A 12321-nucleotide genomic window follows, 5' to 3' on the forward strand; every position below is an offset into this window, starting at 1 on the left:
AGTTCTTCCACGGCCACGGTTGATCAACCTTTACCCTGTAGGGGTCTTCCGCAGATCGGGGGATCCATGTCTGACCGCAACGTTCGAAATCTCGAGCATCTTCGCCGCACGGCTTCGACCGCGCGCGTTCTCAACCTGCTGAACGTCGCCGAGGAACACGGTCACACCGAGGAGTGGGCCGAAAAGCCCATGTTCCAGACGGCCGGCCTGAACCGGTCGCTGATCATCAAACACCGCCTTCGCCGCAACGAGCTGGACCTATTTCCCGGCCGTCGCCAGATCGCGACCAAGGTGGTCATCCCGATCGACAGCACCGACCTGAAGAGCGGCGGGCGCTATGTCTTCGTGGACCAGTTCGGCTTCGAGCGCGCGCTGCACGAATCCTTCGGCCTCAGCCACGATCACCCCGACCTGCGCACCCTGCGCCTGATGGACCGCCTACCGTCGCTGGACCCCTTCCTGCTGCGCGAGCAGCTGCGTCGCGGCGGCGTAGATGCGGGCGCCTGCTATTTCGCCCTGTCAGAGGCGGACCTGGATCGGATGCTCAGCTTCGTGAAGCAGGAGATCGAGCCCCTGGTCACCCTCAGCCTGGGCGGCGATGTAACCGCTTCCAGCTCGATCGAGCGGATGGCGGCCAAGATCCTCTCCAACGCGCCAGGCGACGGCATGGAGGTTCTGGGCCAGACCCTGCGCCTCCAGCCCGAGCAGTACCAGGAGGGCGTGTTCTGCTGGAAGGGATTCCTCTATTACAAGTGGTCACTGACCGCGATGACGGCCGATGTGGCCACCGTCGCAGACGCGGTCGCCCAGGTGAAGCCGACCGGCCCCAGCGATCCGGCCGCACGCGAATACATCGAGCGCGGCCGCCATGTGCTGCGCAGCCACATCCTCAAGACCTGCGTCGAGGTCAGCCGCACCCTCAAGGTCTATGACGAGGCCTATGAGGGTCTGACGCGAGAGGGCAATCCGCTGGCCTTCCGCGACTTCCTGCTGGAGGCGCCGGCCATGTTCAGCCGCCTGGGCGATCAGCTGGGCGCGGTGCAGCACATCGTCAGCTTCTGGAACTTCCGTTTTGGACCCAAGTCGCCGCCGGTGGGGGTGGACGAGCTGATCGACATCTTCATGGATTTCGAGACGGGCCTGATGGGCCGCGAGTCCAGCGCCGTGGACCCGCGCGACATCGCCGCCTGACAACGAAAAGGGCCCGGCGATCGCTCGCCGGGCCCTCGTCTTTTCGATCGCTGTCGATCAGTAGCGGTAGTGGTCCGGCTTGAACGGGCCTTCGGTCGGGACCGAGATGTAGTCAGCCTGGTCCTTGGATAGCTTGGTCAGATTGGCGCCCAGCTTGGCCAGGTGCAGGAAGGCGACCTTCTCGTCCAAGTGCTTGGGCAGGACATAGACCTGGTTCTGATAGGCGGACTTGTTGGTCCACAGTTCGATCTGGGCCAGCGTCTGGTTGGTGAAGGACGCGCTCATCACGAACGAGGGGTGGCCCGTGGCGTTGCCCAGGTTCACCAGACGGCCCTTGGACAGCAGGATGATCTTCTTGCCGTCCGGGAATTCGACGTGGTCCACCTGCGGCTTGATCTCGTCCCACTTCATGTTCTTCAGGCCGGCGACCTGAATTTCGGAGTCGAAGTGGCCGATGTTGCAGACGATGGCGTTGTGCTTCATCGCCCGCATGTGCTCGACGGTGATGACGTCCTTGTTGCCCGTGGCGGTGACGAAGATGTCGGCCTTGCCGGCTACGTCTTCCAGCGTCTGGACGTCATAGCCTTCCATCGCCGCCTGCAGGGCGCAGATCGGGTCGATCTCGGTGACGATCACGCGCGCGCCGCCCTGGCGCAGCGAAGCGGCCGAGCCCTTGCCCACGTCGCCGTAGCCGCAGACCACGGCGACCTTGCCCGACAGCATGACGTCGGTGCCGCGACGGATCGCGTCGACCAGCGATTCACGGCAGCCGTACAGATTGTCGAACTTTGACTTGGTGACGCTGTCGTTGACGTTGATGGCGGGGAAGGGCAGCTCGCCGCGCTCGGCCATCTGATACAGGCGGTGCACGCCCGTGGTCGTCTCTTCCGACACGCCGCCGATGGCGTCGCGGATGGCCGAATAGAAGCCGGGCTTCTCCTTCAGATACCGCTTCATCACCGCATAGAGGGCTTCTTCTTCCTCGTTCTGCGGGTTGTCCAGAACGCTGGCGTCCTGCTCGGCCTTGGGGCCCAGCACGCACAGCAGGGTCGCGTCGCCGCCGTCGTCCAGGATCAGGTTCGGATAGCCGCCGTCGGCCCATTCGAAGATCTTGTGGGCGTAGTCCCAGTACTCTTCCAGCGTCTCGCCCTTGGTGGCGAACACCGGCGTGCCGTTGGCGGCGATGGCGGCGGCGGCGTGATCCTGGGTCGAATAGATGTTGCACGAGGCCCAGCGGACCTCAGCGCCCAGCGCTTCCAGCGTCTGGATCAGCACGGCGGTCTGGATGGTCATGTGCAGGCTGCCGGCGATGCGGGCGCCCTTCAGCGGCTGCGCCTTGCCGTATTCGTCGCGCAGGGCCATCAGGCCGGGCATTTCGGTTTCGGCGATGGCGATTTCCTTCTGGCCCCAGGGGGCGAGGGAAATGTCGCGAACGATGTAGTCGGCCACGGGCGGCTCCTGAATGTCGTCTTTTGGAAAGTCCGCCGCCGTATAGCCTCCGCGGGCCGCCGGAGCAAGAAACGCATAAGGATGTCCTTATATGTGCTGACCGGCGCGGGCGGCGCGCAACCGCGTCTTAACGCCGAGAGGCTAGCATCCCGCTCATGGAACGACGCGCTGTCCTCGGATTGAAGCCCGCCCCAACTCGCACGGCCGCAGGCCCGACCGGCGATGCGCCGGCGTCCGCCGCCACCTACTTCCGCCTGCCGACCGCCACCGGAACCGTGGTGCGCGGCGACGGCCGACGCGGGGTGATGTCGGTCGAACTGGGTCTGGACGTGGCCGACTCGGCGCTTCGGACCCGCGCCCAGCAGTCCCAGCCGCGCCTGGCCGCCGCCTACGCCGCCGTCATCCAGACCACCGCCCGCAATCTGCTGCCGGCTGGCGTGCCGGATGTGGAGCAGCTGTCGCGCGCCCTCCAGACCGAGACGGACCGCGTGCTGGGCCGCGCCGGCGCGCGCCTGCTGCTGGGCACGGTGATGGCGGTCTGACCGGTTTGGCGGGGCCGAGCGCCCGCGCTAGACCAGAGCCATGACCCAGGCTCCCCTCCCCCCGCTGCACGGCGTCCGCGTGCTGGATTTATCGCGCGTGCTGGCTGGTCCGTGGGCGACCCAACTGCTGGCGGATCTGGGCGCCGAGGTCATCAAGATCGAGCGGCCGGGCGTAGGCGACGACACCCGCCACTGGGGCCCGCCCTTCACCACCCGCACCGATGGATCGCGCGGCGACGCGGCCTATTTCCTGTGCGCCAACCGGGGCAAGGCTTCGGTCGAGCTGGACATCGCCACCCTTGAGGGCGCCGAGGCCGTGCGCCGCCTGGCCACGACCTGCGACGTCGTGGTCGAGAACTTCAAGGTCGGCGGGCTGGCGAAATACGGCCTGGACTACGCCAGCCTGTCCAAGGGCCGGCCCGAGTTGGTCTATTGCTCCATCACCGGCTTCGGCCAGACCGGCCCGCGCGCGCACCAGGCCGGCTACGACTACATGATCCAGGCCATGGGCGGGCTGATGAGCGTGACGGGCCAGGCCGATGGCCAGCCGGGTGCCGAGCCGATGAAGGTCGGCGTCGCCGTCGCCGACCTGTTCACCGGCCTGTACGCCGCCAACGGCGTTCTGGCGGCTCTGCTGAGGGCGCGGGCGTCGGGCGTCGGCGGTCATGTCGACATCGCCCTGTTCGACGTCCAGGCGGCCATGCTGGCTAATCAGGCGACCAACTGGTTCGTTTCGGGACAAGCCCCCGGCCGCATGGGCAACGCCCACCCCAACCTGGCCCCCTATCAGCCCTTCGCCTGTTCCGACGGCTCTGTCGTGGTCGCCGTCGGCAACGACGCCCAGTTCCGCGCCCTGGCGAACGCATTGGGCGCGCCGGAGCTGGGCGAGGATCCCCGCTTCGTGACCAACGCCGTCAGGGTCGAGCACCGCGCCGCCCTGTCCGCCGCCCTTTCCGCCCTCATCATCGGCTTCACCCAGGCCCAGCTGATCGCGGCGCTGGAAGCGGCGGGCGTGCCCTGCGGGCCCGTCAACACCGTGGATCAGGTGTTCGCCGAGCCTCAGGCCGTGGCGCGCGGCCTGGTGGTCGAGCAGACGCGGCCGGACCTGACCCAGCCGGTCCGCACCGTCGCCAATCCAATCCGTCTGGACGGAGCCCCGCTTGTGGCTGCTGCGCCGCCCCCCGCCTTGGGCCAGACGAATGGTTAGCGCCCGCTAAGCCTATTCGCATACCGCTCGCTAAGCGTGTCTGATCGCCCGACCTTAACAGGGCCGGGTCTAAGGTCGTGTCACAACGGCATGGATCGGACGACCCGATGACCAAGACCCTTCGCGTGATTTCCTCGGCCGCCGCCCTGGCCGCCGCAATGACCTTCGCCCAGGCCGCCCAGGCGGGCCCGACCGGCAGCCACACCTTCCGGGTGACGGCGACGGTCCCGGTCGCCTGCTGGGTTCGCCCCGCCAGCCCGGTGCTGGCCGAAACCGGCCGTTCGGGCCAGGTGGTCGAGGCGTGCAACAGCCCCGGAGGCTTCACTGTTTCAGCCAACTACCGACCGCTGCTGGCGACCGAAAAGGCCCGCCTGATCTACGGCGACATGGCTCTGGACCTGGCAAAGACCGGCGACCAGGTGCTGCGTCGCTCCAACCTGGCGACCATCCGCACGGTCGACTACCGCTTCGACGAGGTCGAGCTGGAGCAGCCGCTGGTGCTGGCGCTGACGATCCAGCCCATCTGAAGACGCCCTTCGCCGTGTCGAAATGAGGCCGGCCCGGCGTTCGTCGGTCCGGCCTTTGCGCGTCAGATCGCCGACACGGTGAAGGTCAGGACATCGGAATAGTCCCCGGCCCGGCGGCCGGCCGTCGAGCCGATGTTGATCGACAGGGGATAGTCGTCCAGGCGGGGGCGGCGCGACACCACTTCCAGCTGATCGCCCTGCGCCAGGTTCATGGCGCGGTCGCCAATCGCCAGGCCATAGGGCACGAACCAGTCGCTGGCCCCCTGGCGCAGCCGCCCGGCGTTGGCCGAGGTCACCGACACGCGATAGCCGCCGGTGCTGAGCACATACAGGCTGGTGTTCAGGGTTCGTCCGCCCTGGGTCAAGTCGCCCAGGTCGATGGTCGCCAGGCCGCCGCGTCGCGTGAACTCGCCCTTCAGCCCCATCAGTGCGGTCGAGGCCACCTGCACGCCGAGGGTCACCGGCTTCTGCGTCTGGGGCGCGCCGTTGGGATGGTTCACGCCGATGAAGACGTTCTGCGAATACAGCCCCGCCCCCAGCAGCGACTGAGGATCGACGGCGAAGCTGAAGCGCAGGATTTCGCGCTCGCCGGGGCGCAGGTTGAATGATCGACCGCCGGGCCGCCGGGCGCTTTCGCCCGTGCGGGGCGTCACGTCGATCGAGCCGCGCTCGTCGACCAGCACATAGGGCAGGCGCTGCGGATCGCCGCTCAGGGCCAGGCCGAAGGGATCGCCCGACGTATCCACGACCACCTCGCCCGTGCACGGGCCGGAGCCGCGGTTGACGACGGCCAGGTCGAACTGGCGCGCCGCCTCGCTGTCGGCGAAGGGGTCGAACTGGATGATCCACTGGTCCGGGCCGGACTCGAACGCCAGCTGGCAGTTGGGCTGGGCGTTGGGCTGACCCTGGCCTTGGCCTTGGCCCTGGGCGGCGGCCTGACCGGCGAGGGTCAGAACCCCCAGGGCGGCGGCGAGCGCGGGGACGAGCGTCTTGGCGCGAAACATGGGCGACCTCCGGGTCATTCGGGCACATCCAGCGGCACGCGCAGGATCTGCAGGTCCAGCAGGCCGTCATTGTCGGCCGGCACGGTGAATTCGAAGCTTACGGACGGGCTGGAGAACAGTTCGACGCGATAACGCCCGCCGGGCGCCAGCTTCTGGACGGCGAAGCGGCCGACCGAGTTGGTGAAGAACAGTTCCGGCTCCGCGTTCGGATCGTCCAGCGAGATGACCCGGCCCGACACCAGGGCCACAGGCCGATCCTGATTGCCGACAAGCCGGCCTAGGGCGCTGACGAAGTTGGCCGAACCGACCTCGATGGCGTAGCCGCTGCGATAGGCGGGGCGCACGCGCACGATCCCTTCGCCGATGTCGTAGCCGAGCGGCGCGTCGATGGCGTCATAGCGCACCGACTGGTTGACGTAGGAGGTCAGGGTGTTGTCCAGCGCGGGCCCGAAGGCGCCGCTTCGCGAGGTGAAGCGTCCGCCCTCCAGCGTCTCGCCGGCGATCACGCCGCCGTCCAGCGTCTCGTGCGGATAGACGATGGCGAAACTGTCGAAGATGGTCCTGCCCATGGCGACCTTGCCGCCCGTGGTGGCGAAGGAGGTGCCGACCCGCAGGCTGGTGACCTGTTCCTGGGTGATGTTCGAGAAGCTCTCGCCAAAGGCCAGATGCGACAGGCTGGCGTCGAAACGGTTCGAGATGTAGTCGACCTGGCCCGACACCGTCTTGGCCCCGTCGTCATGCGTGGCCGCCAGCGAATAGCCGAAGCTGTCAACGCGGTTCTCTGGCGCCTGCTGGAAGCGGATGCTGCCGGAATCGCGGGCGCTGGAATAGCGGGCCTCGGCGCGGCGGTCGTATCGCGGCGTCCAGACCAGGGCGGCGGTCACACCGAAGCCTTCGCCTCCGAACCCGCCGAAGGGCGAGTTGTTGGGGATGCCCAGGTCCAGATACTCCGCCCCGATCTGCACGTTCCACTCGCGCGAGAAGCGATAGGTGGAGGTCGCGCTCAGCGAATAGGAATCCCCGAACAGATTGTCCCGGCTCTGGCGATAGGAGCCGCTCAGCGCCACGGTCCAGTCCGGCGAAAAGCGTCGGGAATAGGCGCCCGAGAAGGTCCAGGCGGTCGGATTCTGGCCCAGCGGATTGCCCAGCTCGGCGAAGTTCTCGGAGGTGTAGTCCGCCACCACGGTCCAGACGTCGGCGGTGCCGCCGTAGTCCAAGATGTAGTCGTAGCTGACCGCGAAGGCGTAGCCCTGGTCCACGAACCGACTGTTGGACAAGGCGCCATCCAGGCGCAGCCGCGAGCCGGCGCCCAGGATGTACTGCGTCTGGCCCGTCAGGGTCTGCACATCGCGCGACGCCTGCAGACCCACGCCGATCGACGGGCGGTCCAGAAAGGCCTTGCGGTAGTAGCCGCTGAAGGCGACGTCGCCGTCGGAATAGTCAGGCGAGCCGAAACCGCGGTTGCTGACCACGCCGACATAGGCGGCGTATTCGTAATCGCCCGGCTCCAGGTCGATGCTGTCCAGATAGGCGTTGTAGGCCACGCTCTCGCGCCGGCCGGACTGGCCCTCGATCTCCAGCTGGATGTCGTTGCTGCCGGTGGTCAGCGGCAGGTTGGAGACGTCGTACTGGCCTGGGTCCAGGCGGAATTCGCGCACGAAGACGCCGTTGCGCAGCACGCGCACGACCGAGTTCTCCTGCAGCACGATCTGGCGCGCGCCGGTCAGGACATTGTTGCGGAAGGATTCGAACCGGCGCTTCTGGCGCGCCACGCCCAGGCCGCCCAGCTCGACGAATCCCTGGCGGCCGCGCGTCTCGGGGCTCAGGTCGCCCAGCACCCAGCGGCGATACTCTTCGGGCTGGTCATAGACGAAGCGGGCGTAGCGGCGATCGACTTCGTAGGTGTCGGTGAAGCGGTCGTCGCGGCCCTGGACATCGGCCTCGAACACCAGGCCGCGATAGCGCACGGCGCCGTTCAGGAAGATGCTCGGCTTGTCGATGTCGCCGGTGGACTCTCGCCGCTGCAGCGCCATGCTGGTGTTCAGATAGGCGCTGAAATCCTCGGGGCCGCGCTCGGCTGGATCGGGCGTGCCGCCGCGAAACAGGGATTCGGGGACGCGTCGTGTCGGATCGATGCGCAGCACCAAAACGGCCAGTTGCTCCGGATCGTAGTCCAGCGCGATGCCCGAACCGCCGATGGCCTCGGGCTCGAACGAAGTGCGTCCGGCCAGGGTGGCGTCCAGTTCGGCCTGGGCCGCCTCGGTCAGCAGCGGATTGATCAGCGCCTTGAATCCGGCGGAATCGACGATGAACCGGTCGTCGCTCGTCAGCAGCACCGGCAGTTCGCCCAGCACGCGGCGATTGAACTGCAGCGGCACCGTCAGATTGATGTCGCGGTCATAGGGGTTGATGTTCGGGCGCGTCGGCTGGGCCGGGGCCGCCTGGGGAGGCGGGACCTGATCCTGAGCAGGCTGAACCGGCTGAACCGGCGCCGCGACCGGGGGCGCCGCCTGGGCCGTGGCCAGGCTGGCCAGGTTCAGCGCCGCGGTCTGCGACGCCTCCAGCGCATCCAGCGTGGCGCGCGCGGCTTCGCTGGCCGCCGCATTCGTCGTGGCCGAAATCGCCGCGATCAGGGCGATGGCTGAGACTGTCCCCCCCGAGACCTTCATCGTGCGAACCGCACCGTCACGGGTTTTGAGGGGTCCAGGGCGACGCCGCCGGTCGGGATCTTGAAGACGCGGCGTCCGCCCGCCGGGGCCAGATAGCCGACGCCGACGGTCTCGGCGACGGTCTGGCCCGACAAGGTCTGGGAATAGGGCTGGCCGGCCAGGTCGGTGCCGGTGACGATCCAGGTCGCGCCGCTCATCAGGGCGTAGCGTTTGCCGCGATTGACGACCGTGACCTCAAGACCTGGCTCTTCCGGCGGCGCGGCCTGCTGACCGCCGCTCAGCGACGGATCGATCTCGGCGGCGGGCGGGGCGACCGACGCCGGTTTGGCGGACTCGACCTGCACGTCGGGCTGGGCGCCCGGCGGCGCGACCACGATCAGGGCCTTCATGGTGTAGAGCACCGACACCTGAACGGCGCCGCCGCCGTCCTCGGACGGCGCGGTTTCGATCGGCAGCTGGCGGACCCACAGGTAATAGGCCTTGGAAGTGTCGATGTTGGGCTCGCCGACCCACTGGACGCGCACGACCTGACGGCCGTTTGCGGGCACCAGGCCCTGGGGCGGGAACACCAGGAAATTCTCGTCGGCGGGCGTCTCGGTCAGCTGACCTTCGCCGTCCATCTCGATCTGGGTGATGATGGTTTCGAACGGCATGGCGGACGAGCCGATGTTGCCCACTTCGATCCGGGCGGCCGAGCCGGCGCCGGTGGTGGTCAGTTCCGACACCATGGGCGAGACCCGCATGGCCTCCGCCGAGCTGACGGCCATAAAACCGCCGATCAAGACGGCCGTCACGGCCCCCAGGCGGCGCACGCGCTGAACCAGTCCGCGAAACATTTCAAAACTCCCCGACGGCCCCCCGCAGGCGGCCACAGAAACCCACAAACTCTGGTTATGCAACCAAGCAATTCTTGTGCCGAATGAATCGGCTAGCCTCAAAAAAAACGGGGGGACGCCATGAGCGCCCCCCCGTCTTCCGCGAGAAAGCGCGCCTTAGATGGCGGCGACCGTCACGCTGAAGTTGCCCGAATAGGTGCCGGCCAGCAGGGCCTGGGTGGCCTGCGGGATGGTCACTTCGATGTCCATGTTGGACTTCCAGGCGCCGTGCGAGCGCTGAGCCGCATTGGACGCAGCGTCCACGGTCAGCGTTTGCTGCACGCCGCCGACCACGGCGTTGATCGCGCCGGCGGTGTAGGTCGCGGCCACGATGTAGGGCAGGTTGGCCTGGAAGACGTTGCTGTCATAGCCGGCGCCCGAGTTGTTCACCAGGCCGCGGATGTCGTTCTTGGAGATCGACACGGTGTTGGAGGTGTTGCAGCCCGCCAGGTTGGTGTCGAAGTTCAGCGCCGCCGGGGCGACCATGGTGAAGGCCGCGGCCGGGCCGGTGTTGTCCGACACATAGACGCCGATCTGGCCGAAGTTGAACGACAGGTTGCTGCTCGAGCCCGTGTAGAAAGCGCAGTCCGTCGACACGTTGCCGGTCATCGAGAAGGTGGCACCGTCCGACACATCACCGTTGCCGCCGATGTTGCCGACCGAAACGCCCGTGGCCTGCCACGACGAAACCAGCGAGCTGCTGTTGTTTGCGTTCAGACCATTCAGGATCGCGGCAGCGGCGCCGCCGGTGAAGATCGACCCGTTAAAGTTCAGGCTGCCCGTCGCCGAAGATTGGCCCGAGGTGAAGGTGTTGATCGATTGAGCCGAGACGGCGGTAGCCGACAGAGCCAGAGCGGCGACGCCGGCGAGAAGCGAAGCGATTTTCATTGGAAGTCTCCAAGCGAGGTTTGACGAAAAATCGTGCCGACCGAGATGGAGAAGTCCCCCCGATCTAACGCCGGTTTTAACGATCCATTAAGAACCGGGTCAACAGTAAAAAACGCTGGTTTTGCGTTTTCTACCGGCAGGGGAATAATAACCACTGAACACAAATGCCCAAAAAGCCCAACGATTCTGTCATCGCTGAGCTTTGGGCTAGTATTAATAATGTAGAGTTTGAGTTTAGTCGCAGACTACATGCGCGGCGTGACCGTCAGGGTCACCGTCTCGGTGTAGCGGCCGGCCAGAAGGCCCGCGCCCTCGGGTCGTCGGGTCTGGAATTCGATCATGCCGCCGCCCGCGCTGATGCCGTCGCCGCTGCTCAGCGTGCGACGGGCCAGAAGCTCGCGCGAGGTGAAGCGCCCCTCCACCGTCGCCGGCGCCGGACGCACCGTCGGCACCACCAGACGCAGGTCGTATTCCAGCAAGCCCGCGAACGGCCCCTCGCCGCCCGGCTTGGTCACATGGGCCAGGCCGCCGCGCGCCGAGCGCACATCGATGTCGAAGGGCACGTTGCAGTCCAGGCCGAACGCCGCCTGGGCGCCTTCGCCCCCGCGCAGCTCGCCCAGATCGATGTCGCCGCCGCCCGACAGCATGCAGCGGGAGGCGATCCGGCCGGTCACGCCTACGTCCAGGCTGCGGCCCAGGGCGACGCTCTTGTCGGGCCCGTGCGCAAGAGCCGGGGCGGCGCCGAGCGCGGCGAGCGCAACGGCGGCCAGCGCAACGGCGCGCAAGCGGTTCACCCGCGCAAAATGCTTTTTCCCCACGCCCATCGTCTCGGTCCCCACGCCGCCGAAGCGGCCGCCCGCCGGTGTGGCGAGCCCTCCCCTCGTGAGTTCCAAGAACCGTGCCATCTCATTGTGACACACCCTTCAGGGCGGGCCGGATGGGCGTGGTTAAAGAACCCTTAACGCCGTGCGTCATACTCCCGCCCCGCAAAGGACGCAACCTCGTTCTGTGAGCGCCGCAATCTCAACCCACGGAAGATTATGGTTAAGCTGGCGTCGGCGGCGGGTGGCCGAGCGTCGTCCGGCGGGTCATAAGGGGCCATGACCGACACCCGCACGACCGCCATCGAGACCGCCGCCCATGAGCCGGGCGGCATGACCTACGCCGGCTATCTGGCGCTGGATCAGCTGCTGGCGGCCCAGCATCCGTGTTCGGATCAGCATGACGAAATGCTGTTCGTCATCATCCACCAGACCAAGGAGCTGTGGCTCAAGCAGATCCTGCACGAGGTCGCCCTGGCCCAGGCGCTGGTGCGGGCGGGCGACCTGGTGCCGGCCTACAAGTCCCTGGCGCGAGTCAGCCGCATCCAGGCGGTCATGACCCAGAGCTGGGACATCCTGGCCACCATGACCCCGGCCGACTACCTGCGCTTCCGGGGCGAGCTGGGGGCCTCCTCAGGCTTTCAGAGCGATCAGTTCCGCCGGCTGGAGGCCATGCTGGGGCTGAAGGACGAGCGCTTCCTGCGCTTCCACGTCGAACGGCCCGAGGCCCATGCGGCGCTGAAGGCCGCCATTGCGGCGCCCAGCCTGTACGACGACGCCCTGCATCAGCTGTCGCGCGCGGGCCTGCCCGTACCGGAGACTGTGCTGAATCGGGACGTTTCGCAGCCCTATCAGGCGGACCCCGGCGTCGAGGCGGCGTGGCTTGAGGTCTATCGCGACACCGAGCGCTGGTGGCCGCTGTATCAGCTGGCCGAAAAGCTGGTCGATCTGGACGACGCCCTGCTGACCTGGCGGCACAAGCACGTCGTGACGGTCGAGCGGATCATCGGCCGACGGCGCGGCACCGGCGGCACCGACGGGGTCGGCTATCTGGTCGAGACGCTGAACCGGCGCTGCTTTCCCGAGCTGTGGTCGCTGCGCACGGCGCTGTAGGCCCGAAACCAAAGCTCGGCGAAAGGGTTATGGGC

The 12321-nt window shown here is 67.3% G+C and carries 11 protein-coding genes; 5 read left to right on the forward strand and 6 right to left on the reverse strand.

Features of this window, described 5'->3' with window-relative positions; all coding sequences use genetic code 11:
• The first annotated feature begins 66 nt into the window (after positions 1-66).
• Complete coding sequence (locus tag ACK4I0_RS09350) at positions 67-1191, forward strand: hypothetical protein (RefSeq protein WP_409610253.1); 1125 nt, start codon at positions 67-69, stop codon at positions 1189-1191.
• 57 nt (positions 1192-1248) lie between these two features.
• On the opposite strand, the gene ahcY is transcribed toward ACK4I0_RS09350, so the two are convergent.
• Positions 1249-2640 carry an adenosylhomocysteinase gene (gene ahcY, locus ACK4I0_RS09355; protein WP_409610255.1) on the reverse strand — a complete coding sequence of 464 codons (1392 nt, stop codon included), beginning with the start codon at positions 2638-2640 and terminating at the stop codon, positions 1249-1251.
• 155 nt (positions 2641-2795) lie between these two features.
• Here ahcY and ACK4I0_RS09360 point away from each other — a divergent pair, with 155 nt between their 5' ends.
• From ACK4I0_RS09360 to ACK4I0_RS09370, 3 genes are all read left to right on the forward strand, one after another.
• Positions 2796-3182 carry a Tat pathway signal protein gene (locus ACK4I0_RS09360; RefSeq protein ID WP_409610257.1) on the forward strand — a complete coding sequence of 129 codons (387 nt, stop codon included), beginning with the start codon at positions 2796-2798 and terminating at the stop codon, positions 3180-3182.
• Positions 3183-3222: 40 nt separating this feature from the next.
• A complete protein-coding gene (locus ACK4I0_RS09365; RefSeq protein ID WP_409610259.1) occupies positions 3223-4389 on the forward strand; it encodes a CaiB/BaiF CoA transferase family protein in 1167 nt (388 codons plus the stop codon).
• A 107-nt stretch (positions 4390-4496) separates the two neighbouring features.
• The gene (locus tag ACK4I0_RS09370) at positions 4497-4916 is read left to right on the forward strand and encodes a hypothetical protein (RefSeq protein ID WP_409610261.1); all 420 of its coding nucleotides are present in this window, start codon (positions 4497-4499) and stop codon (positions 4914-4916) included.
• Between the two features lie 62 nt (positions 4917-4978).
• On the opposite strand, the gene ACK4I0_RS09375 is transcribed toward ACK4I0_RS09370, so the two are convergent.
• The 5 genes from ACK4I0_RS09375 to ACK4I0_RS09395 all read right to left on the reverse strand — a co-directional run bounded on the left by ACK4I0_RS09375 (position 4979) and on the right by ACK4I0_RS09395 (position 11245).
• Positions 4979-5920 carry a hypothetical protein gene (locus ACK4I0_RS09375; protein WP_409610263.1) on the reverse strand — a complete coding sequence of 314 codons (942 nt, stop codon included), beginning with the start codon at positions 5918-5920 and terminating at the stop codon, positions 4979-4981.
• Positions 5921-5934: 14 nt separating this feature from the next.
• Positions 5935-8589: a fimbria/pilus outer membrane usher protein gene (locus ACK4I0_RS09380; protein ID WP_409610265.1), complete on the reverse strand. Its 2655-nt coding sequence runs from the start codon at positions 8587-8589 to the stop codon at positions 5935-5937.
• Complete coding sequence (locus ACK4I0_RS09385; RefSeq protein WP_409610267.1) at positions 8586-9425, reverse strand: fimbria/pilus periplasmic chaperone; 840 nt, start codon at positions 9423-9425, stop codon at positions 8586-8588. The genes ACK4I0_RS09380 and ACK4I0_RS09385 overlap by 4 nt, the downstream gene beginning before the upstream one ends.
• 156 nt (positions 9426-9581) lie before the next feature.
• Positions 9582-10352, reverse strand: a complete 771-nt coding sequence (locus ACK4I0_RS09390; protein WP_409610269.1) for a hypothetical protein — start codon at positions 10350-10352, stop codon at positions 9582-9584.
• 245 nt (positions 10353-10597) lie between these two features.
• Positions 10598-11245 carry a hypothetical protein gene (locus ACK4I0_RS09395; RefSeq protein ID WP_409610271.1) on the reverse strand — a complete coding sequence of 216 codons (648 nt, stop codon included), beginning with the start codon at positions 11243-11245 and terminating at the stop codon, positions 10598-10600.
• A 207-nt stretch (positions 11246-11452) separates the two neighbouring features.
• Between ACK4I0_RS09395 and ACK4I0_RS09400 the strand changes: the two genes are divergently transcribed.
• Positions 11453-12286: a tryptophan 2,3-dioxygenase gene (locus ACK4I0_RS09400; protein WP_409610273.1), complete on the forward strand. Its 834-nt coding sequence runs from the start codon at positions 11453-11455 to the stop codon at positions 12284-12286.
• Positions 12287-12321: the final 35 nt, after the last annotated feature.

Source organism: Brevundimonas sp., from assembly GCF_046295775.1.
Taxonomy (GTDB): domain Bacteria; phylum Pseudomonadota; class Alphaproteobacteria; order Caulobacterales; family Caulobacteraceae; genus Brevundimonas.

Coding starts and splice junctions, on each gene's coding strand:
- ACK4I0_RS09350 (WP_409610253.1), top strand. CDS start 67: ATGTCTGACCGCAACGTTCGAAATCTCGAGCATCTTCGCCGCACGGCT.
- ACK4I0_RS09360 (WP_409610257.1), top strand. CDS start 2,796: ATGGAACGACGCGCTGTCCTCGGATTGAAGCCCGCCCCAACTCGCACG.
- ACK4I0_RS09365 (WP_409610259.1), top strand. CDS start 3,223: ATGACCCAGGCTCCCCTCCCCCCGCTGCACGGCGTCCGCGTGCTGGAT.
- ACK4I0_RS09370 (WP_409610261.1), top strand. CDS start 4,497: ATGACCAAGACCCTTCGCGTGATTTCCTCGGCCGCCGCCCTGGCCGCC.
- ACK4I0_RS09375 (WP_409610263.1), bottom strand. CDS start 5,920: ATGTTTCGCGCCAAGACGCTCGTCCCCGCGCTCGCCGCCGCCCTGGGG.
- ACK4I0_RS09380 (WP_409610265.1), bottom strand. CDS start 8,589: ATGAAGGTCTCGGGGGGGACAGTCTCAGCCATCGCCCTGATCGCGGCG.
- ACK4I0_RS09385 (WP_409610267.1), bottom strand. CDS start 9,425: ATGTTTCGCGGACTGGTTCAGCGCGTGCGCCGCCTGGGGGCCGTGACG.
- ACK4I0_RS09390 (WP_409610269.1), bottom strand. CDS start 10,352: ATGAAAATCGCTTCGCTTCTCGCCGGCGTCGCCGCTCTGGCTCTGTCG.
- ACK4I0_RS09400 (WP_409610273.1), top strand. CDS start 11,453: ATGACCGACACCCGCACGACCGCCATCGAGACCGCCGCCCATGAGCCG.